The 21159-nt window shown below is 63.9% G+C and carries 18 protein-coding genes; 5 read left to right on the plus strand and 13 right to left on the minus strand.

All coding sequences use genetic code 11. The features are described 5' to 3' along the window. Positions 1–20: 20 nt before the first annotated feature. Both gyrA and ADT71_RS14200 read left to right on the plus strand, forming a co-directional pair. A complete protein-coding gene (gene gyrA, locus ADT71_RS14195) occupies positions 21–2849 on the plus strand; it encodes a DNA gyrase subunit A (RefSeq protein ID WP_054437792.1) in 2829 nt (942 codons plus the stop codon). Next, positions 2846–3190 carry a DUF952 domain-containing protein gene (locus ADT71_RS14200; protein WP_054437794.1) on the plus strand — a complete coding sequence of 115 codons (345 nt, stop codon included), beginning with the start codon at positions 2846–2848 and terminating at the stop codon, positions 3188–3190. Before gyrA ends, ADT71_RS14200 begins: the two co-directional genes overlap by 4 nt. A gap of 4 nt (positions 3191–3194) precedes the next feature. Here ADT71_RS14200 and ADT71_RS33685 read toward each other — a convergent pair whose 3' ends face one another. Then, on the minus strand, positions 3195–3596 hold the full coding sequence (locus ADT71_RS33685) for a hypothetical protein (RefSeq protein WP_231635881.1): 402 nt from the start codon (positions 3594–3596) through the stop codon (positions 3195–3197). 328 nt (positions 3597–3924) lie between these two features. Between ADT71_RS33685 and trmFO the strand changes: the two genes are divergently transcribed. After that, a complete protein-coding gene (gene trmFO / locus ADT71_RS14210; protein WP_054437796.1) occupies positions 3925–5274 on the plus strand; it encodes a methylenetetrahydrofolate--tRNA-(uracil(54)-C(5))-methyltransferase (FADH(2)-oxidizing) TrmFO in 1350 nt (449 codons plus the stop codon). A gap of 40 nt (positions 5275–5314) precedes the next feature. Here the strand turns inward: trmFO and ADT71_RS14215 are convergent, their stop codons facing one another. From ADT71_RS14215 to ADT71_RS14260, 11 genes are all read right to left on the minus strand, one after another. Then, entirely contained in the window at positions 5315–5788 is a 474-nt protein-coding gene (locus ADT71_RS14215) for a hypothetical protein (protein WP_054437798.1), read from the minus strand. 83 nt (positions 5789–5871) lie between these two features. Further along, on the minus strand, positions 5872–6552 hold the full coding sequence (locus ADT71_RS14220) for a hypothetical protein (RefSeq protein ID WP_054437801.1): 681 nt from the start codon (positions 6550–6552) through the stop codon (positions 5872–5874). Positions 6553–6675: 123 nt separating this feature from the next. Then, positions 6676–8037 (minus strand): pyruvate dehydrogenase complex E1 component subunit beta, encoded by a 1362-nt coding sequence (locus tag ADT71_RS14225; protein WP_054437803.1) that lies wholly within the window; start codon positions 8035–8037, stop codon positions 6676–6678. Next, entirely contained in the window at positions 8037–9122 is a 1086-nt protein-coding gene (gene pdhA, locus ADT71_RS14230; RefSeq protein ID WP_054437805.1) for a pyruvate dehydrogenase (acetyl-transferring) E1 component subunit alpha, read from the minus strand. Before pdhA ends, ADT71_RS14225 begins: the two co-directional genes overlap by 1 nt. Positions 9123–9402: 280 nt before the next feature. Then, complete coding sequence (locus ADT71_RS35740; RefSeq protein ID WP_369818260.1) at positions 9403–9609, minus strand: hypothetical protein; 207 nt, start codon at positions 9607–9609, stop codon at positions 9403–9405. 176 nt (positions 9610–9785) lie between these two features. Further along, positions 9786–11303: an efflux transporter outer membrane subunit gene (locus tag ADT71_RS14240; protein ID WP_054437834.1), complete on the minus strand. Its 1518-nt coding sequence runs from the start codon at positions 11301–11303 to the stop codon at positions 9786–9788. A 17-nt stretch (positions 11304–11320) separates the two neighbouring features. Next, positions 11321–12433: an ABC transporter permease gene (locus tag ADT71_RS14245; RefSeq protein WP_054437807.1), complete on the minus strand. Its 1113-nt coding sequence runs from the start codon at positions 12431–12433 to the stop codon at positions 11321–11323. 4 nt (positions 12434–12437) lie between these two features. Further along, on the minus strand, positions 12438–13580 hold the full coding sequence (locus ADT71_RS14250; protein ID WP_054437809.1) for an ABC transporter permease: 1143 nt from the start codon (positions 13578–13580) through the stop codon (positions 12438–12440). Continuing rightward, positions 13577–14905, minus strand: coding sequence for an ATP-binding cassette domain-containing protein (locus ADT71_RS35025; RefSeq protein ID WP_255351645.1), 1329 nt, complete (start codon positions 14903–14905; stop codon positions 13577–13579). Before ADT71_RS35025 ends, ADT71_RS14250 begins: the two co-directional genes overlap by 4 nt. Further along, positions 14902–15384, minus strand: coding sequence for an ATP-binding cassette domain-containing protein (locus ADT71_RS33695; protein WP_255351646.1), 483 nt, complete (start codon positions 15382–15384; stop codon positions 14902–14904). Before ADT71_RS33695 ends, ADT71_RS35025 begins: the two co-directional genes overlap by 4 nt. Next, entirely contained in the window at positions 15381–16397 is a 1017-nt protein-coding gene (locus ADT71_RS14260) for an HlyD family efflux transporter periplasmic adaptor subunit (protein ID WP_054437811.1), read from the minus strand. Before ADT71_RS14260 ends, ADT71_RS33695 begins: the two co-directional genes overlap by 4 nt. Before the next feature lie 139 nt (positions 16398–16536). Between ADT71_RS14260 and ADT71_RS14265 the strand changes: the two genes are divergently transcribed. Both ADT71_RS14265 and ADT71_RS14270 read left to right on the plus strand, forming a co-directional pair. After that, positions 16537–18414 (plus strand): ATP-binding cassette domain-containing protein, encoded by a 1878-nt coding sequence (locus ADT71_RS14265; protein ID WP_054437813.1) that lies wholly within the window; start codon positions 16537–16539, stop codon positions 18412–18414. Next, complete coding sequence (locus ADT71_RS14270) at positions 18411–18869, plus strand: GreA/GreB family elongation factor (RefSeq protein ID WP_054437815.1); 459 nt, start codon at positions 18411–18413, stop codon at positions 18867–18869. The genes ADT71_RS14265 and ADT71_RS14270 overlap by 4 nt, the downstream gene beginning before the upstream one ends. Before the next feature lie 80 nt (positions 18870–18949). On the opposite strand, the gene ADT71_RS14275 is transcribed toward ADT71_RS14270, so the two are convergent. Next, a complete protein-coding gene (locus tag ADT71_RS14275; RefSeq protein ID WP_054437818.1) occupies positions 18950–20761 on the minus strand; it encodes a DEAD/DEAH box helicase in 1812 nt (603 codons plus the stop codon). Positions 20762–21159 lie beyond the last annotated feature (398 nt).

The following is a 21159-nucleotide window of genomic DNA, read 5'->3' on the forward strand; positions in this document are numbered from 1 at the left end:
AGCAACGAACGATCCAGCGCGTGAGCGACGACACCGACATTAACGGCCCCGAGCATATCGGTCCCGAAGGCGAATACACCCGCATCGACATCGTCGATGAGATGAAGACGAGCTATCTCGATTACGCGATGAGCGTGATCGTGAGCCGCGCCCTGCCCGACGTTCGCGACGGTCTGAAGCCGGTGCATCGCCGTATCCTCTACGCCTGCCAGGAAGCGGGCTACGTCGCCGGTCGTCCTTATCGCAAGTCGAGCCGTATCGTCGGTGACGTCATGGGTAAGTATCACCCCCATGGCGACAGCGCGATCTACGACGCGCTGGCGCGCATGACGCAGCCGTGGTCGATGCGACTGCCGCTGGTCGATGGTCAGGGCAACTTCGGCTCGATGGATCCCGATCCGCCGGCCGCCATGCGTTACACCGAAGCGCGCCTCGACAAGGTGGCGAACGAGCTTCTCTCGGACATCGACAAGAATACCGTCGATTTCGCCGACAACTACGACGGCTCCGAAAGCGAGCCCACCGTGCTTCCGGCGCGCTTCCCGAACCTGCTGGTCAACGGCGCGGGCGGCATCGCGGTCGGCATGGCGACCAACATCCCGCCGCACAACCTCGGTGAAGTCGTCGATGGCTGCCTTGCCATGATCGACAATCCGGGGATCACCACCGAGGAACTGATCCAGATCATTCCCGGGCCGGATTTCCCGACCGCACCGCTGATCCTGGGCCAGGGCGGCGCTCGCAACGCTTACCTCACGGGCCGCGGCTCGGTCATCATGCGTTGCCGTCACGAAATCGAGGAAGGCCGGGGCGACCGTCGCTCGATCGTGCTCACCTCGATCCCCTATCAGGTCGGCAAGTCCAACCTCGTCGAGAAGATCGCCGAGGCCGCCAAGGACAAGCGGATCGAGGGCATCTCGGACATCCGCGACGAATCGAACCGCGAAGGCATGCGCGTCGTCGTCGAACTGAAGCGCGACGCGACCCCCGGAGTCGTGCTCAACCAGATCTGGCGCAATACGCCCGCACAGTCCAATTTCGCGGCCAACATGCTGGCGATCCGCGGCGGACGTCCCGAAGTCTTCAACCTTCGCGACATCATCCACGCCTTCATCCAGTTCCGCGAAGAGGTCATCACCCGTCGCACCAAGTTCGAACTGAACAAGGCGCGTGACCGGGCGCATATCTTGCTCGGCCTTGTCGTTGCGGTGTCGAACCTCGACGAAGTCGTTGTGATGATCCGCAGTGCCCCGAACCCGGCCGAAGCGCGTGCGCGCCTGCTCGCGAAGGAATGGCCGATCGGGGACATTGCGCCCTACATCCGCCTCGTCGAAGCGATCGAGCCCGACGCGGAACAGGATGGCGGCTCCTATCGCTTGTCCGAAGTCCAGGTGAAGGCCATCCTCGACTTGCGCCTGCACCGCCTCACCGCGCTCGGTCGCGACGAGATCGGTGACGAGCTCAAGATCCTGGCCGCCGCGATCGAGGAATATCTCTCGATCCTCGCCGACCGCGTGAAGCTCTACGGCGTCATGCGCGGCGAACTGACCGCCGTTCGCGAACTCTATGCCACGCCCCGCGTCTCGCAGATCACCGGTGCCGCCGACGGCATCGAGGACGAGGACCTGATCGAGCGCGAGGAAATGGTCGTAACCGTCACGATGGACGGTTACATCAAGCGTACCCCGCTCTCGACCTTCCGCGCCCAGGCGCGCGGCGGCAAGGGCCGTGCAGGCATGTCCACGAAGGACGAGGATGTCGTGACGACGATGTTCGTCACCTCGACTCACAATCCTGTGCTGTTCTTCTCCACCGCCGGCAAGGTCTACCGCCTCAAGGTCTACAAGCTGCCCGAAGGCGGCCCGACCACGCGCGGCCGCCCGATCGTCAACCTCCTGCCGTCGCTGGACAAGGACGAGACGATCCAGACCGTCCTGCCATTGCCGGAAGATGAGAAGGAGTGGAGCAAGCTCTCGGTCGTATTCGCGACCGCGAAGGGCAATGTTCGCCGCAACTCCATGGACGCCTTCGCGAACATCCCGTCGAACGGCAAGTTCGCGATGAAGTTCGAACCCGACGCCGATGGCACGCCGAACGATGACCGCCTGATCGGGGTCGCCCTTCTCGCGCATTCGGACGACGTGCTGCTGGCAAGCCGCCAGGGCAAGGCGATCCGCTTTGCCGGTGAACTCGTTCGCGAATTCGCGAGCCGCACGTCCACCGGCGTCAAGGCGATGACCCTGAAGGACGGCGACGAGGTAATCTCGCTTTCGATCCTTCACCGCGTCGGCATGAAGGACCAGGACGAGCGCGATGCCTACCTGCGGTTCGCGCCGTGGAAGGGTGACAAGGACGGTGAAAACCCGATCGACGAGGAGCGTTTCGCGTATCTCGCCGAGAAGGAGCAGTTCATCCTCACCGTCTGTGCCAATGGTTACGGCAAGATGTCCTCGGCCTACGAATACCGCCGTACGGGCCGCGGCGGCCAGGGCATCACCAATATCGACAATATCGGCCGCAACGGTCTGGTCGTCGCCAGCTTCCCGGCCACCCGTGCCGACCAACTCATGCTGGTGACGGATCAGGCAAAGCTTATCCGCCTGCCGCTCGAATCACTGCGCGTGATCGGGCGCGGTTCGGCGGGCGTGCGCCTGTTCAACGTATCGGGTGACGAGCACGTCGTCAGCGCCGTGCGGCTTGATGAGCCGGCTGAAGAAGAAGTGCTGGAGGGCGAGGCACCTTCGGCCGATGGCGCTGCAGCCGCCCAGACCGCGCCTGACGCCACCGAAGGCGATACGCCGCAAGCCGATACTGCCGAAGACGGTGATTCTTCGGAAAACGAAGAGTGAGCGATACCGTCGCCTACAAGATTCTGACCGGGGAGCAGCTTGAACGGCTGCTCTCCGACAGGGTCTTCACCGGCGCGCCTGTCGATCTGGCGGACGGTTACATCCATATGTCGACCGCCGATCAGGCGCAGGAAACGCTGGACAAGCACTTCGCCGGACAGACCGGCCTTGCTATTGCCGTGGTGGACCTCGGCGTGCTGGGCGATGCGGTGAAGTGGGAAGTCTCGCGTGGCGGCGCGCTGTTTCCGCACATCTATGCCGATCTTCCACTCTCTGCCGTGCTCGCTCACGGCCCTGTGGTTCGTGGTGATGACGGGAAGCTGATCCTGCCCCCTGCCTGAACGTTCAGTCCGGGCGTGACCGCAATTCGCCGGTCACCCCGGTTGCCAGCACCAGATTTCCGACAAAGAACAGTGGCCAGGCGATTTGCCAGGACGGCCATTCCAGCGCGATCAGGCAGGCCACGACCACGATCAGCGCGCCGCTTCCGACCCGCGCACGCACGAAAGTGCTGGCCCAGGCGCTTGCCGCCATCCCGCCGAGTGCCAGCCCCTGAAATGCCGGCGCCGCTCCTCGGTCGGTGTTCGTCAGTAACAGGAAAACAAGCGGGGTCAGCAGTAGCAGCGCTGTGGCGAAGATCTTCCGGGCCATCGCAAGATCGCGGCGCAAATGGTTCAGAAACAGAGCAATTCCCATGACGTGCCCGATAATCATCAGAACCGTGGCCGGGGTAGTCGTAGAGGTCATGGAGCGCCGCACCTGTCCCTTCCAACACCAGCATCGCAGCCAGAGTCCGGGTGTCCTTCCCGCGATGCCGCAAGACCGCATAAACGGCCAGAAGGAGGAAAGGCAGCGCCTTGAGCGCCAGCAGATAAAGCCCCGGCATCGTGCTGTTGCGACACCATAGGAACAGAACCGCCGCGACTATGGCCGCAAGCAGCCAGGGGCGGCGTTCGATCAGGGCGCGCTTGGGCATTCGCTGAACTCTCCGGTTGCGGCGCGGCTTCGGGATTTGCCTTTTTAGCCGCAGCACCACCCTTCCCTGATGCCACGCAAAGGTCTAGGCGCAAGCGCCATGACACAAGACGTCCACATCATCGGCGGCGGCCTGGCCGGCAGCGAGGCCGCCTGGCAACTTGGGCGGCGCGGTTTCCGCGTCCGTCTCTCGGAAATGCGCGGAACCGGAGAGCGTAGCCCGGCCCACCAGGGCGACGGTCTCGCAGAACTGGTCTGCTCCAATTCCTTCCGCTCCGACGACCACGAAAAGAACGCCGTAGGCCTGCTGCACCATGAGATGCGCGGCTGCGATTCGCTGATCATGTCTGCCGCGGCCAAGGCACAGGTGCCTGCCGGTTCGGCACTGGCAGTGGACCGCGATGTCTTCTCCGCCGAAGTGGAAGCTCGGCTGTCGGCCTTGCCCAATGTCGAGATCGTGCGAGAGCGGATCGACACGCTCCCCGAAACAGGAACGACTATCGTTGCCACCGGTCCGCTGACGGCGGAATCGCTCGCCGGCAGCATCGGCCGCGCGACCGGTTCGGACAGTCTTGCCTTCTTCGACGCCATAGCGCCGATCGTTTATCGTGACTCGATCGACATGGACGTATGCTGGATGGCTTCCCGCTGGGACAAGGGCGAAACCAAGGACTACATCAACTGCCCGATGGACAAGGACCAGTACCTTGCGTTCCATCAGGCCCTCCTCAACGGCGAGAAGACAGCCTTCAAGGAATGGGAAGAAAATACCCCCTACTTCGACGGATGCATGCCTATCGAGGTCATGGCCGAGCGCGGCGTCGAAACGCTGCGATTCGGACCGATGAAGCCGGTCGGGCTCGACAATCCGCACTGGGCGACCCCGGAACATCCCAATGGCCGCTGGGCCTATGCGGTCGTCCAGCTCCGCCAGGACAACAAGCTCGGCACGATCTGGAACATGGTCGGCTTCCAGACCAAGCTGAAGCATGCCGAGCAGGTTCGCCTGTTCCGAACGATCCCGGGCCTGGAGAATGCCGAATTCGCGCGGCTCGGCGGACTTCACCGTAACACGTTCCTCAACTCGCCGATCCTGCTGGACCGCCAGTTTCGTCTCAAGACCGCACTCCATGTGCGGTTCGCAGGCCAGATCACCGGCTGCGAAGGCTATGTCGAAAGCGCCGCAGTAGGCTTGATGGCCGGACTGATGACGGCAGCCGAACTCTCCGGTCGGGACTGGCAGACGCCGCCGCGAACGACGGCACTGGGCGCTCTGCTCTCCCACATCACCGGCGATGCCGAGGCGGAGACCTATCAGCCGATGAACGTGAATTTCGGCTTGTTCCCGCCGCTTCACGACGTGAAGAAGAAGCAGCGCAAGGAAGCCTATACCTCGCGCGCCAAGGAAGAGATCGCGCCCTGGCTTGAAGGTCTGGTGCCGACAGCCTGACCTTGTAATCCAGACGTCCCGGAATCGATCCGGGACGTCTCTAGGATCCGCAACTGCACTTGGGTTTGGGTTTGGGCTTGGCCGGGGGCGGCGCGGTCTTTCTGAATTCGCCCGGTGTCAGCGATTGATCGCGATTCGTATCGGCGCCATCGAATTTCGTGACGGTCGCGACCGCCCATTCCTCAAACGTTAGGAGGTTGTTGCCGTCCTTGTCGAGCTTTCGGAAGGCATCGACTCGTGTCGACAGCATTTCGTTGCGGGTGATCCGGCCGTCGCGGTCACGATCATAGCGGCCAAAGCGGCGCTGTTCGCGCGTCTGCTCGGTAGCTTCCGGAAGGTCCGGCCCTTCAATGTCGGTGAGATCAGCACTTGGCACGCCCTGCGGGTCAGGTGGAGCGACCGAAGCCAGCGGCAACGGCGCTGCCTTTTCCACCTCGGCCCGGCCCTGTAGCCAGAACAGACCCAGCGACAGCATCACGAACACCGTGAGGCCGCCGAGGATGAAGCGCTGCATCGCCAAATCTCCCTCAAACGCGCGCGGCTTATCCGCTTACTGCCGCGCCATCGGGAAATTACATCTCTGTTATCGCTGGAATGTCAGCGGCCAAGCAGGCCGATGCGCATGGCCTTGAAGACACTGCGCGCCGATCCGCTGCCGCCGCGAGCCAGATTGTCCCGGGCCAGCCCTTCAAGGACGGCCAATGGACGCAGGCTCCTCGAAACGCGTGGGGACGCACCCTTTTCTCCCTGGACAAGTCGGCGCACGACCACGCTTTCGCCAGGATGATTGAGCTTGGTCGCAAGATCCGCAAGGGCCCAGCGCCGGCCCAGGACCTGCGCCGCATCTGCCTCGTCTTCCCGGCCAAGCGTTCTTGCAAGCGCGGCGAATGCGGCAGCCCGCCCGTCGACCATCTCCTCAAGCGCGGCCGGAGCAAGCGGAGCTTCGCCGGTGAGCGCCTCCCAGCCATTCACCAGCGGGACGAGCATGGCGTTCGCGCCTTTCCAGCTACGCAGCACCGCAAGCAGGGGCTCACCCTCAGGCCATTCGCTGGCGTCGCGTCCCAGCGTTTCCCGCCACCAGGCAAGCCGGATCTGCGCCATCATCGGCTCGCGCGAATGCCGCAAAAGCCCTGCAAGGCGTTGATCGAGCGCGAGCAGTGCCAAAGTCGGCAGACGTGCGCGAGATGGCGCATAGGCGAGCGCCAGTTGCATGGTCTGCGGCAGCATCGGCAGAAGCTGATCTTCCGGGCGGCTTTCGGGGGCGGGTTGCTTGGACACGGCGTCTCTCTAGCCCGCCCTGCCCCTTGCGCAAGTGCGTAACACGCCAAACGCAAGACGGCGGCGGAACCTTCGTTCCGCCGCGTCTCGATTGTCACTGCCTGGGCAGCTTCCGCGCAAGGATCAGCGATAGCAGACCTTGCGGACAGCCTCGACGATGCGCGGCGTGTCGATCAGCGCAAGCTTTTCGAGGTTGGCCGCGTAAGGCAGCGGCACGTCCTCGTTGCAGACGCGGACAACCGGTGCGTCGAGGTTGTCGAAGCCTTCCTCCATGCAGATCGCGGAAATTTCCGAAGCGATCGAGCAAACCGGGAAGCCTTCTTCGGCCACGACGATGCGGTTGGTCTTGGCGAGGCTCGCCAGCACCGTTTCCTTGTCGAGCGGACGCAGGGTGCGAAGGTCGATGACTTCGGCATCGATGCCTTCACCGGCCAGCTGCTCGGCCGCTTCGAGAGCGAGGCCGACGCCGATCGAGTAGGACACGATGGTCACGTCCTTGCCTTCGCGCATGATCCGCGCCTTGCCGATCGGCAGGACGTGATCGTCGAGTTCGGGCAGTTCGAAGGTACGGCCGTAGACCAGTTCGTTCTCGAGGAACACGACCGGGTCTTCGCTACGGATCGCTGCCTTCAGCAGGCCCTTGGCGTCCGACGCGTCGTAAGGCGCGATCACGACGAGGCCGGGCACGTTGGCATACCACGGGCCGTAGTTCTGCGAGTGCTGCGCGCCGACGCGCGATGCCGCGCCGTTGGGGCCGCGGAACACGATCGGGCACCGCATCTGGCCACCCGACATGTAGTTGGTCTTGGCCGCCGAGTTGATGATGTGATCGATCGCCTGCATGGCGAAGTTGAACGTCATGAACTCGATCACCGGACGCAGACCGCCCATCGCGGCGCCGGTGCCGATGCCGGCAAAGCCGTATTCGGTGATCGGCGTATCGATCACGCGCTGCGGGCCGAACTCTTCCAGCAGGCCCTGGGTAACCTTGTAGGCACCCTGATATTCGGCGACTTCCTCACCCATCACGAAGACGCGCGGATCGCGGCGCATTTCCTCGGCCATGGCGTCGCGCAGTGCTTCGCGGACGGTCGAGGTCTTCATGTTGGTGCCGAAGGGAACTTCGGGATCCTTCTTCGCGGGAGCCGGTGCCGGTGCTTCGGCCTTGGCAGCCGGCGCGGCGTCGGCGGCGGGAGCAGCCTCTGCCTTGGGGGCCGGAGCGGAAACCGCCGAAGCGTCTTCGCCTTCGCCGGCGAGCACGGCGATCACCGTGCCGACCTTCACGCCCTCGGTGCCTTCGGCCACGAGGATCTTGCCGACGGTGCCCTCGTCGACGGCTTCGAATTCCATCGTTGCCTTGTCGGTTTCGATTTCAGCCAGGATATCACCGGAAGCGACTTCGTCGCCTTCCTTGACCAGCCAGCGGGCAAGCTTGCCCTCTTCCATCGTCGGAGAGAGCGCCGGCATCTTGAGTTCGATCGCCATCAGTAGCGCTCCACCAGGACGTCAGTATAGAGTTCGGAAAGTTCGGGCTCGGGCGAGTTTTCCGCGAAGTCGGCCGATTCCGCGACCTGCGCGCGGACGCGCTTGTCGATTTCCTTCAGCGCGGCCTCGTCCACGCCAAGGGCGACGAGGTCGTTCTTCACGTGCTCGATCGGATCGCGCTTCTCGCGCACGTCCTGCACTTCCTCGCGGCTGCGATACTTGGCAGGGTCGGACATCGAGTGACCGCGATAACGGTAGGTGTTCAGTTCCATGAGAACCGGGCCATTGCCGGCGCGCACGTATTCCAGCGCCAGTTCGGCCGCCTTGCGGACTTCGAGCACGTCCATGCCGTCAACCTGCATGCCGGGAATCCGGAATGCGGTGCCGCGGCGGTAGAAGTGCGTTTTAGCCGAACCGCGCTTCACGGCGGTTCCCATGGCGTAGCCGTTGTTCTCGATCACGAAGATGATCGGGAGCTTCCAGAGAGCCGCCATGTTGAAGCTCTCGTAGACCTGGCCCTGGTTGGCAGCGCCATCACCGAAGTAGGCCATCGCGACACCGCCGTCTTCACGGTACTTGTGCGCGAAAGCGAGACCTGCGCCGAGCGAGACCTGCGCGCCAACGATGCCGTGGCCGCCGTAGAACTTATGCTCCACGCTGAACATGTGCATCGAGCCGCCCTTGCCGCGCGAGATACCCGCGGCGCGGCCGGTCAGTTCGGCCATGATCACCTTGGGGTCGATACCATAGGCAAGCATGTGGCCATGGTCGCGATAACCGGTGATGACCGAATCGCGGTTGGAATCGAGCGCGGACTGAAGGCCCACGGCAACGGCTTCCTGGCCGATGTAAAGGTGACAGAAGCCGCCGATCAGGCCGAGGCCGTAAAGCTGGCCTGCCCTTTCCTCGAAGCGACGGATAAGAACCATCTGCTCGTAAAGGTTGAGCAGTTCCTCCTTGTTCGGCGTGTAGCGCCGGTCGGCCGCGAGTGCCTCCTGGAGGCTGTGCAGCGCGAAGTCTTCGTCCTGTGCCGGAGTTACGGCAGGCTCGGCGCCGGAACCGGCGTCAATCTTGGCTTTGGGCAACGGGACTCCCCATCGTTGGTGCGATTGATTTCGGGCCGCTTATAGGACCCCCCGCGGAAATCGAAAGCGCGTTGAAGGAAATTTGCCGCCAATGGCACAAAAATTATGGCTGCCCGCAATGCAGCAGCCACAAACCGCGCCGAAAACCGGCGCGGACGGCCTCATTTACCGATGAGCATGACCATTTCGTCAGGACGGGCAACATTGAGGTTGCTGCGCAGCAGTTCGCCGGCAAGATCGGGATCGACGCGGCGCTGGTCCAGCAGGTTCACGCGGTTCTTCAGGCGATCCCGTCGAGACGGAGTTCCGCCAGCTTGACGCGGCGTTCTTCCAGGAGATGCTGGTTCTCGGTCCAGGCGATGATGCCGCTTGGCCCCGCGATCACGAACGCACCCATCAGCAGCAGCACCGCAAGAGCGATGCCCTGGACCAGGCGTTCCTTGGCGAGGCTGGCTTCCTGTCGCATGATCTTGGGCTGGGACCTCATGGAAATCGATAGAATCACAAGTGATTCCGCGTTGCAAGCCGAAACAATAACCGATTCGCGGCGATGCGGAACAGGCTTGCGGCACGCCAGCTATCGCATGCCGGGGCATATTGGTGTTGATAACTTTTTGAAACATGCGCAGCACGTTCACGGGTGAACACATCGCCCCTTTCGGACTAATCCTTTGGAGGTGTTCCCGGCGCTGAGGGGGCATTGCCTATCGCCTTGTTCACCGCTGCAAAGTGCGTGCGCAGACGCCCTTCGCTGTCTGCCACATCGCGATCGGCCTGAAGCACCGCGCGGCGGGCGTCGATGACCGGCAGGTAGTTAGCGGAACCAGCCCGATAGCGCGCCTCGACATTCTGCCATGCTGCTCGCGCGCTGCCTTCGCGGGCGATGAATTTCTCGCGTCGGTGCCACTCGGCAGTGTAGTCGTTCAGGGCATCGTCGATTTCCTGCCAGGCCTTCAATACGATCGTCTGGTAGTTCATAAAGGCCTCGCGCGCTTCGAGCTTGCGGACCTGCACGGCGGCGCGGCGGCGACCTCCATCGAAGATCGGCAGGCTGAGGCCGGGCCCTATCTGCCATGTGCGGCTCGCCCAATCGAACAGGTTGTCCTTGCGGTAGCTCTCCAGGCCGAACCCACCGCCAAGCCGGATGGCGGGATAGAGATCGGCGATGGCAATGCCGATCTCGGCGGTGGCGGCGTGAAGTTTCGATTCGGCCGCCCGCACGTCCGGTCGGCGCTGGGCGACTTCGGAGGGCAGCCCTAGCGAAAGGTCCGGCGGCGCGGGAATTACGGTTGCATTTCGGGTAGGTAGCAGGAGATCGCGCAGGGAGCCCGGCTGCTGCCCCAAGGCCAGAGCGATACGGCCAATTTGCGCCGCTTCCTGCGCCTGAAGTGCGGGAAGGCTTGCCTCCAGGGCGCGCAGTCCGGCCCGGTCGGTTTCGAGGCCGGTATGGTTTTCCATGCCGCCATCGGCTCGCGCGGCGACCAGCGAAACCTGGTCTGTGAGCAGCGCGATGTCTTCCTTAGCCAAAGCGATCTGTGCCTGAGCGGTGCGCAGCGCAAAGTAGGCCTGGGCGACCTCGCTGGCGACGGACAGTCGTGCAAGGTCCAGCATGGCGCCCTGCCCCGCCACTTGCGCATCTGCCGATTCGATTGAGCGACGAACCCTGCCCCAGAGATCGATCTCCCATCCGGCATCGAAGCCTCCCTGATAGAGCGTGAAGGGATCGGCAAGGAACTTCGCCAGTTCGTCGCGGCTAGCCCCCGATGCACTGCCCCCGATAGCGTCGAAAAGGCGGGTGGAGGCGCCATACTCGCTCATGCGCTGGCGGTTGACCTGGGCGCTCGCGTTGACTTGCGGCAAACTTGCGGACGCGGCGATACCTCGCTGCGCGCGGGCCTGCGCGAAGTGAAGCGCAGCGGTTTCGATATCGGGGCTGGCGGCCATGGCCTGCCGCTCCAGACGATCCAGAACGGGGTCGCCGAGTATGGTCCACCAGTCCGCCGGAATGGTTACGCTACCCGAAGTGGGCGCGATCAGGCTCGGGTCGCCTCCGCGCCAGCTTGCCCAGTCATCCGGGGCTGCGGGCGTGGGTGCCTTGAAGTCCGGACCGACCGTGCAGGCGGGAAGACAGAGGGCCAGTGACGTGGCTGTGAGTGCGGCAGTCAGGAACCTTGAGGTCATGCGCATTGGTCCTGGGATCAGGCGAGACGATGGCGGAACAGCCAGGCGGACAGAGGCAGGGTTATCGCGGCAACCACAAGCAAAGGCACGAAATCGAGCGCGATGTCTCCGAGCACTGCGCCTTCGAGATAGACCCGCCGGACGATGGCGACGCCGAAGCGCAGCGGGTTCGCGTAAGTTGCGATCTGGAGCACTTCCGGCATGTTGCGCACCGGCGTCAACATGCCGGAAAGCAAGGTCAGCGGCATGATGATGAGAAACGAGTAGAGCATCGCCTGTTGCATGTTCAGCGCCAGCGCCGAGATCGACATGCCGATGCCCACCGAGGCGAGGTTGAACACGAAAAGCCCGAAGTACAGCAGCAGTGGCGATCCGCTCATCGGGATCTGGAACCAGAAGCGCACGATCATCAGTACGATCGTCGATTGCAGCAATCCGACGACGATCGAGGGGAGCGCTTTCCCCACCAGTATCTGCAAAGGGGTGAGCGGGGTGACGAGAAGCTGGTCGAATGTACCCTGCTCTCGCTCTCGCGCCACGGACAGCGCCGCCAGCAGCAGGGTCTGCAACATCGAAAGTGTCGCGATCATGGCCGGCATGATCTGCCATCGCGATTCGAGGTTCGGGTTGAACCAGGCCCGCCGGACCACGCTTACGCCCTGCATTCCGCTTCGCGCCGCATTGAAGCCCTGCGTCACCGAAGAGACGTAAGCCGCAGCCGAACCCGCCGTAGTCGAGTTTCGGCCATCCAGGACGATCTGTACTTGTGCGCTCTCCCCCGCAGCCAGTCGGCGGTCGAAATCGGCCGGGATCGTTACCGCCATGAGCACTTTCCCACCATCGATCAAAGACGCGATCTGGGCGGAGCTCGTCAGGGTGGCCTCTCTTGCGAATACCCCGGTACCATCCAACCGGGCGATGAACTCGCTCGCCGCCTGTCCCCTGCTCTGGTCGAGCAGCGCATAGGGCACATAGTCGAGATCGAGGATCGCGCCGTAGCCGAACAGCATGGACTGGATGAATGCCGGGGCCACCAACAGCAGGCGGTTGGCCGGATCCTTGAACAGGGCCAGCACTTCCTTGCGGCACAGCACCGCGATCTGGGCGAACCATGCGATCAGGTAGTCCATCCCGTCAGTCCAGACGCTTGCGCAGGGTGCGCTGCGTCAGCAGGGTCAGCACCACGACGTAGCCGATCAGGGTCGCGCAGTTGCGCAGGACCATTGTCCAGTCCGTACCGGCGAGAAACAGGCTCTTGATAACGCTCATGAAGTGCGTTGCCGGCAGCAGTTCGCCGACGATCCTCACCGCAAGAGGCACATTGCGCAAGTCGAACACGAACCCCGAGAGCATGAGCGCGGGCATGAAGCTTGCCAGAAGCGCCACCTGGCTCGCCGCGAACTGGTTGCGTGTCGCGCCTGAAATCAGGAGCCCGACCAGCAGCGAAACCAGCAGGTAGAGAAACGAGCAGAGCACGATCGCCACCATCGAGCCTCTGATCGGGACATCGAACAGGAAGCGCGCCGCCAGCAGGCACATCACCAGATCGATCATCCCCACCACGAGATAGGGCGCGATCTTGGACAGTACCATTTCGACGGGGCGAACCGGCGTGACGAACAGCGATTCGAGTGTGCCGCGCTCCCACTCCCGCGCAATCAGCAGCGAACTGAGGAAGGCGCCCACCAGGGTCATGACAAGCGCGATCAACCCCGGCACAAGATACCAGCGACTGTTGCCCTCCTCGTTGAACCAGGTCCGCTGCATCAGCGTTACGCTGCCGCGGGCCCCGACCGAACCTGCGCGGTCGGACTGCCGCAGCACGACCGTGCCGATCGCGCCTTGCACATAGGCCTCCAGTGTCTGTGCGGTCGTGGAATCGACGCCGTTGAGGATGAGTTGGATCTGGCCGCCTGCACTTCCCCTGCCAACCGCTTGTGCCCGCGCGAAGTCGACCGGCACCCGCACGATGGCGTCGACCCGGCCGCTGCGCAGCATTTCGCTGGCCTCCTCCATCGTCTCGACATCGACAGGGGAGAGATAGGGCGATCCCCGGATGCCCGAGACGATCTCGCGCGCAGTATCGGAACGGTCCTGAAGCACCAGCGCGACAGGCGCATTCTTCACGTCGAACGAGAGCCCGAAGCCGAACAGAAGGATCAGCCCGACCGGCAGGAGCAGCCCGACCATCAGGTTGCTGCGGTCACGCAGCATCTGGCGCGTTTCCTTGCGAGAAAGAGCGGCCAGCCTCGACAGGAAGGTGCTGCCCGCTGTCACGCCGCTACCTTGCTGTCATGATCGGCGGCGCGCCCCTGTTCGACAATGGCGATAAAGGCCGCATCCATGTCGATGTCGCCGCCGCCTGCCTGCTCGCGCACTTGCTGCGGAGTGCCGAGCGCAAGCATCCGTCCAGCATCCTGGATGGCGATACGATCGCAATATTCCGCTTCTTCCATGAAGTGCGTGGTGACAACCACCGTCACGCCGGCCTGCGAAAGCGCCGTGATCGTGCGCCAGAAGGATCGCCGCGCCAGCGGATCGATGCCGCTGGTCGGCTCATCGAGGAACAGGATTTCCGGTTCGTGCACGAGCCCTGCCGCCATGGCGAGTCGCTGCTTGTAGCCATGCGGCAGTTCTCCACCGACAGCCGCCGGATCGAGATCGAATTGCCCGATGATCGCCTTCACCCGTTCGCGCAGGATGGTGCCGCGAAGACCGTAGGCGCCCCCGAAGAACTCAAGGTTCTCGCGCACGGTGAGATTTGCATAGAGCGAGAATTTCTGCGCGACATAGCCGATCCGCCGCCGCGCCTGCGCCCGTGCGCGGCGCAAGTTGACACCCGCCACTTCGAGCGTCCCGCTGGTAGCCGGAAGCAGCCCGCAGAGCATCCGGAAGGTCGTGGTCTTGCCCGCGCCGTTGGGACCGAGCAGCCCGAATATCTCGCCGCGCCGCACGTCGAACGAGGTGCTGGCGACGGCGGTGAAATCTCCGAAACGCCGCACCAGGTCGCGTACATGGATGACGGCCTCGTCATCTTCCGCCCCTCCCGGTTCGGGTTCTATCGCAACGATGGGCGCCTTGCTCTCCGCCTCGCGCACGCCATCGTGTTGGCGCAGCAGAAGCATGAAGGCATCCTCCAGTTGTTCGGCTCTCGGCTCCGCTTCAACACCGTCGAGCAGGACTTCCATGTCTTGCAATTCGGCGTCGGGCGCCCGGATGAAGCGCACCGCACCGCCTCTCGGCACCGCGTCGATGATCCGGTCGGGCGCATCGATCAACCTGGCCTGCAGATCGCGCGCAGGCATATTGGCAGGCGGTGCGGCCACGAAAGTCAGACCGCGGGCCTTTTTCGTCAGTTCGCCCGGTGTGCCCTGAGCCAGCAGGCGGCCGTGATCCATGACCAGCACCTCGTCGCAGCGCCCAGCCTCATCCATGTAGGCAGTGCTGACGATGACGCTCAGCCCCTCCGCCTCGATCAACTGCTCGATGATCTCCCAGAGATCGCGCCGCGACAGCGGGTCAACCCCGACGCTCGGTTCGTCCAGCAGGAGAAGATCGGGCACGCGGACAAGCGTGCAGGCGAGCCCGAGCTTCTGCTTCATCCCGCCTGAAAGCTTCCCCGCCGACGTCCGGTGAAACGGGCCATGTCGGTCATTTCCAGCATTCGCGAGAAGCGCTCGGCGCGCAGATCCTGCGGCACGCCGTGGAGATCGGCGTAGAGATCGAGGTTCTCCTGAACGCTGAGATCCTCATAGAGACCGAAGCGCTGCGGCATGTAGCTGATTCGGTCCTGCACCGCCTGCGGACGCCGTGTCACGTCGATGCCCAGTACATCCAGAGTGCCACCGTCGGGAGCCAGCAATCCGGTCATCATCCGCATCAACGTGGTCTTGCCTGCCCCATCCGGCCCGACGAGCGCCGTGATCGTCCCCTCGCGGATGTCCAGACAAAGATCCTGCACGGCATCGAACGCTTTACCGTCCGCGCCGATGAAACTCTTTCGCAGGTTCCGGCTCCGCACCGTCAGTGCGCTTGTCATCCTGCCTGTCCCGGCATCTTCGGGCTCGGCCGGGCCGTTCACCGGGCGTGCCCTTCCCTTGGCGCACCGGTATTGATCCGCACCGTCACCGGTTGCCCGAGCCGCAAGGTCCCGTTGCGGTCATCAACCCTGACGCGCACTTCGTAGACGAGCGCAGTGCGCAGCGATTCGGTCTCTACCGACTTGGGCGTGAATTCCGCGACCGAAGAGATATAGCCCACCGTGCCCGGAACCGGCTTGTCGGGAAAACTGTCGCTCGTCACCCTCGCCTTCATGCCCATGCGGACACGGCCGAGATCGGCCTCCTCAACGTAGACGCGCACCCATTTCGGACTGGTCAGAGCCAGTTCGTAGACCGGCTTTTGCGGCGTGGCCATGTCCCCCACTTCGAGCAGGCGTGAACGGACCACCGCGTCACCGGGAGCCTTGAGTTCGCCTTGGGAAACCTGATGCCTGAGCAGCGCGAGCTGGGCCTCGGTGCCCTTCATCTGCGCATCGGCGGCCGCGACATCCTCAGCGCGAGGTCCGCGAATGGCGAGGTTGAGCGCTTCTGCCGCTTCCTTGGCCCGCGCATCGGCGACGGCGGCAAGATTTCTTGCCTGATCGAGTTCCTGCGCGCTGACGGCGCGGCCCTGCGTGGTAGAGGATACCTCTCGGGCCCGGCGCAAGTCGTCAGCGGCCTTGGCTGCATCCGCCCTTGCAGCGGCAAGCCGCGCGCGCGCTTGCTGGAGTTCCTCGGGCCGGGTGCCGTTGCGAAGTTTGAGCAGGCTTTCCCGGGAAGCCGCGACCTGCGCCTCTGCATTGTCGGCCTGCAAGCTCAGGGTAGCCGTATCGAGTTGCGCCAGCACTTGTCCCGCCTTGACGGAATCGCCCTCCTCGACAGTCATCCGGGTGACCCGCCCACTACCGTCGAACGCCAGGGAGACCTGCCGAATGTCGACATTGCCGTGGAGAACGATCTCGTTCGGGTCCTTTTGGCTGCGGGTCATCCACCAGATCGCGGCAGCAGCAAGAACAAGCGCCACGACAATTGCGGCCCCCACGGTCTTCTTCATTCAGATTCCCCGGCCTGTTTCGGTGGAGCAACTCAAGAGATACCAACAACATACTTACACCGAATTGCGGCAAATCAAGCGCCATTTTCCAGTGAAGAGCGCGGTTTTGCTTTTTGCCCGGCGCTGCTAGAGGCAGCGCATGCTGACGATCCGTGACATTACCGTTCGCCTTGGCGGGCGCACCATCCTCGACCAGGCCGCTGCCACGATTCCCAAGGACGGCAAGGTGGGCCTGATCGGCCGCAACGGCGCGGGCAAGTCCACGCTCGTCAAGGCGATCATCGGTGAACTGGAGCCCGACGAAGGTTCGGTGGACATGCCGCGCCGTGCCCGTCTGGGCTATATCGCGCAGGAAGCACCCGCCGGGCACAAGACCGCGCTCCAGGCTGTGCTGGATGCCGACGCCGAGCGGATGTCCCTGCTCGCCGAAGCCGATACCTGCACCGATCCCAACCGCCTGGGCGACCTCCACGACCGGCTTATCGCGATCGACGCCTATACCGGCGAAGCGCGTGCCGCGCGCATTCTCGTCGGCCTCGGCTTCGACGAGGCGATGCAGGCAAGCCCGCTGGACAGTTTCTCCGGCGGCTGGAAAATGCGTGTGGCGCTTGCGGGCCTGCTCTTCTCGCAGCCCGACGTGCTGCTGCTCGACGAACCCTCGAACCACCTCGACCTCGAAGCGACACTCTGGCTGGAGAACTTCCTCCAGACCTACCCCAAGACGCTGATCGTCATCAGCCACGAGCGCGACCTGCTCAACAACGTGGTCGATCACATCCTGCACCTGCAGCAGGGCAAGCTGACGCTCTACCCCGGCACTTACGACAGCTTCGAGCGCATCCGCGCCGAACGCGCCGCGCAGGCGGTTGCCGCACGTGCGAATCAGGACGCCCAGCGCAAGAAGCTGGCCGACTACGTCGCCCGCAATTCCGCCCGCGCCTCCACCGCGAAACAGGCGCAATCGCGCGCCAAGATGCTGGCGCGAATGCAGCCGATCGCGGCCATGGCCGAGGATTCCTCGCTCAGCTTCGATTTCCCGAGCCCGGATGAACTGCGCCCGCCGCTCGTCACGCTCGACCTCGCCTCGGTCGGCTACGTCGCTGACAAGCCGATTCTGCGCCGCCTCAACTTGCGCATCGATCCTGAGGACCGCATCGCCCTGCTCGGCCGCAACGGCAACGGTAAGACGACGCTGGCCCGACTGCTCGCCCGCCAGCTCGAACCGATGGAAGGTTCGCTCACCTTCTCGCCCAAGATCCGCATCGGCTACTTCACCCAGTATCAGGTGGAGGAACTGCCCTCTGACTCAACCCCGCTCGAATTGATGACCCGTGCCATGGCTGACAAGCCGCCGGTCGCGGTGCGCGGACAACTGGGTCGCTTCGGGTTCTCCGGCCCGCGCGCGACGGCCGGGATCGGCACCCTTTCCGGCGGCGAACGCGCGCGCCTTGCCCTGGCGCTGGTGACGCGCGACGCGCCGCACATGCTGATCCTCGACGAACCGACCAACCACCTCGACGTCGACGCACGCGAGGCGCTGGTGCAGGCGCTCAACGATTTTGCCGGCGCGGTGATTCTCGTCAGCCACGACCGGCACATGGTCGAACTGGCGGCGGACCGTCTGGTACTGGTCGATCAGGGCACGGCGGAGAACTACGACGGCTCGATGGAGGACTACATCGACTTCGTGCTTGGCCGGAACCAGCCCAAGAGCGGTGACAGGCAAGGCGAGGGCAAGCCGGTTCGCAAGAATGGCGCCGTCGCCCGCGAGGAACTCAAGGCGCTGCGCAAGAAGGTCTCCGAGACCGAAACCCGCATGAAGCGCATCCAGCAGCAGCTTGATGCGCTCGATGCCGTGCTCGCGGACCCCGGCTCCGCCAAGGGCGACCTTGCCAAACTGGGCATCGGCGAGATCGGCAAGCGCCGCACGCAGGCGGCAGAGGATCTGGAAGTGGCCGAAGCCTTCTGGTTCGAAGCCAGCGAGGCCATGGACCAGTACATGGGCGGCAACGCATGAGCGTAGCCTTCCGGCGCGACGGTGACGAAGAACATCTCGAACCCAAGTTCGAAGTGCCGATACCACCCGGTCCCAATCTCGTGACGGCCGAAGGCATGGCGATTATCGGTTCGCGGATCGCTGGTCTGGAGGCGCTGGTTCCGACATTGACCGAGGATACTGCTCTCAATACCGCCAAGCGTGATCTGCGCTACTGGCGCAAACGGCTGGCGACAGCCGAAGAGCAGCCCGCGCCCGCCGGCGATACCGTGATGTTCGGTCACCGCGTGCGCTTCACCCTGAAGGGGCAGACGCGCGAAATCCGGATCGTCGGGCATGACGAAGCCGATCCGGCCAAGGGCGATCTCGCCTTCACTGCCCCGATCGCCCGCGTCCTGTTGGGTTCCGGGGCGGGTGAGTTCGTCGATTTCAACGGACAGGAAGACGCAATCGAGGTCCTCGAAATTCTGGCCTGAACCGGAAAACATCGCCGAAAACCAAAAACGGGGCCTTCGCGGGCCCCGTTTTCGTTTTCAGTGTCCTGAAAAAGCCGTTCTTAGAACGACTTCCTCGGCTTCTTGTGGAACGGCTTGCCGCCCGCGCCGGGGCCACCGGGACCACCGCGATCATTGCGCGGACCGCCGGTCGGACGGGGCTTGTGGTGACGCGGGCCATCGAAACCGCCACGTCCACCTTCCTCGCGCCCATAAGGCTTGCGGCCACGACCCTGCGGTCCGTCACGACGACGATCGCGTGCGATATCGCGCGGTGTTTCGGTCGCGACTTCGATGCGGATCGTGTTTTCGACGTCGCCGCTCTCATCATGAGAGGTACGCTCGACCGAACGGATGAACTGGTCGGCCATGTCCCGCGGGATCTGGAAGTGGGTCTGGTCGGCGCCGATGCGGATCTGGCCGACCGCATTGCGGGTGACGTGACCACGGCGGCAGAGCAGCGGCAGTATCCAGCGCGGATCGGCATGCTGTTCGCGGCCAACATCCATCGTGAACCAGACCACATCGTCGAAACCGGGACGCTGGCGCGCTTCGCGGGCTTCCGGGCTGTTGCCGATGAGTTCCTCGGGCTGCGGCAGACTTGCGCGGTGGGCGCGAACAAGTGCGACGGCGAGGTCTTCCGGGCTCACCTTTTCAAGCAGGCCGCGCGCGATTTCACGGTCCTCGTCGTCCGCTTCGACCGGGGCCAGCAGCTTGTCCATCAGACGGCTGCGATCGGCTTCGCGGATCGCTTCGGGGCTCGGCGCGGAAATCCACTCGGCCTCGATGCGGGCACCGCGAAGCATACCCTCCACGCGGCGACGACGCGGGAACGGCACGACGATGACGGCAGTGCCCTTCTTGCCCGCGCGGCCGGTACGGCCCGAACGGTGCTGGAGCGTTTCGGCATCGCGAGGAATCTCGACGTGAACGACGAGGCTCAGCGAGGGAAGATCGATGCCGCGCGCTGCGACGTCAGTGGCGACGCAGACGCGGGCGCGCTTGTCGCGAAGCGCCTGAAGCGCGTTGTTGCGCTCGTTCTGCGAATGCTCGCCCGAAAGCGCCACGGCCGAGAAGCCGCGTTCCGTCAACGTGGAGTGAAGGTGCTTCACATTGTCACGGGTGGCGCAGAACAGGATCGCGGTTTCCGCGTCATGAAGGCGAAGCAGGTTTACCACCGCGTTTTCGACATCGGCCGGCGCAACGGTAACCGCTTGATAGGTGATGTCACCATGGCCGCGGTTCTCGCTGACCGTCGAAATGCGCAGGGCATTGGTCTGGTAGCGACGGGCCAGCGCTTCGATCGGACGCGGCATGGTAGCCGAGAACAGCAGCGTGCGGCGGCTGGCCGGCATCGCGTCGAGCAGTTCCTCAAGGTCTTCACGGAAGCCCATGTCGAGCATCTCGTCCGCTTCGTCGAGCACGACGACCCGCAGCGAGGAGAGGTCCAGCTTGCCACGTTCGAGGTGATCGCGCAGACGGCCCGGCGTGCCAACGACGATGGTGGCGCCGCGCTCAAGCTGCTTGCGCTCGCGAACGGGATCCATGCCGCCAACACACGTGACGATGCGAGCGCCGGTCGAGGCGTAGAGCCAGGTCAGTTCGCGGCTAACCTGCAGCGCAAGTTCGCGCGTGGGCGCGATAGCAAGTGCGAGCGGCGCTTCGGCATAAGGAATGGAGCCGTCGGCCAGCAGTTCGTCGCCCATGGCGATGCCGAATGCGACGGTCTTGCCGGAACCTGTCTGCGCCGAAACCACGAGGTCGCGTCCACGCGCTTCGGCTTCGGCGACAGCGGCCTGAACCGGGGTCAGATTCTCATAGCCATGCGCGGTAAGCGCTTCGGCGAGAGGCTGGGGGAGCTGGGAAAAAGTCATGAGTTTGTCGAATCGTCCTGTGCCGCTTGCGCGGTCTGATCTGGTAAGGCCTGATGAGGGGTGCGCGACCCCAACGGGCCTGTTGACGGGCTCCATAGACAAAAAACTCGCGTTTGGCGCGCACCAATTTCATAAAAAGCAACAACGGGCTTGCGCGGGCGGCAAATTTTCGGTCGTCGGACGCGTCGAACAGCGGGTTCGCGGCGCATAATGCAGGGTGCCTGCCGGGCTCTTCTGCGCTGCGGCCAGAGCCCGGACAGCCTGCAAATCCACGCATGACCACCCCGGCTTTCGATCAATGGCGGCAGCTTTGAGCGTGCAGGTACTACATTCAAATATTTGATAATATTAAATAAATCTCTTTAAGTCGGCGCTTCATGATGCGTGCGGGCTATGGC

Source organism: Novosphingobium sp. ST904, assembly GCF_001298105.1.
Taxonomy (GTDB): domain Bacteria; phylum Pseudomonadota; class Alphaproteobacteria; order Sphingomonadales; family Sphingomonadaceae; genus Novosphingobium.

What these genes read in the sequence shown, in the direction of transcription:
- ADT71_RS33685 (WP_231635881.1), bottom strand. Translation starts at nt 3,596, where the DNA reads ATGACCTCTACGACTACCCCGGCCACGGTTCTGATGATTATCGGGCAC.
- trmFO (WP_054437796.1), top strand. Translation starts at nt 3,925, where the DNA reads ATGACACAAGACGTCCACATCATCGGCGGCGGCCTGGCCGGCAGCGAG.
- ADT71_RS14215 (WP_054437798.1), bottom strand. Translation starts at nt 5,788, where the DNA reads ATGCAGCGCTTCATCCTCGGCGGCCTCACGGTGTTCGTGATGCTGTCG.
- ADT71_RS14225 (WP_054437803.1), bottom strand. Translation starts at nt 8,037, where the DNA reads ATGGCGATCGAACTCAAGATGCCGGCGCTCTCTCCGACGATGGAAGAG.
- ADT71_RS35740 (WP_369818260.1), bottom strand. Translation starts at nt 9,609, where the DNA reads ATGAGGTCCCAGCCCAAGATCATGCGACAGGAAGCCAGCCTCGCCAAG.
- ADT71_RS14240 (WP_054437834.1), bottom strand. Translation starts at nt 11,303, where the DNA reads ATGACCTCAAGGTTCCTGACTGCCGCACTCACAGCCACGTCACTGGCC.
- ADT71_RS14245 (WP_054437807.1), bottom strand. Translation starts at nt 12,433, where the DNA reads ATGGACTACCTGATCGCATGGTTCGCCCAGATCGCGGTGCTGTGCCGC.
- ADT71_RS35025 (WP_255351645.1), bottom strand. Translation starts at nt 14,905, where the DNA reads ATGAAGCAGAAGCTCGGGCTCGCCTGCACGCTTGTCCGCGTGCCCGAT.
- ADT71_RS14260 (WP_054437811.1), bottom strand. Translation starts at nt 16,397, where the DNA reads ATGAAGAAGACCGTGGGGGCCGCAATTGTCGTGGCGCTTGTTCTTGCT.
- ADT71_RS14265 (WP_054437813.1), top strand. Translation starts at nt 16,537, where the DNA reads ATGCTGACGATCCGTGACATTACCGTTCGCCTTGGCGGGCGCACCATC.
- ADT71_RS14270 (WP_054437815.1), top strand. Translation starts at nt 18,411, where the DNA reads ATGAGCGTAGCCTTCCGGCGCGACGGTGACGAAGAACATCTCGAACCC.
- ADT71_RS14275 (WP_054437818.1), bottom strand. Translation starts at nt 20,761, where the DNA reads ATGACTTTTTCCCAGCTCCCCCAGCCTCTCGCCGAAGCGCTTACCGCG.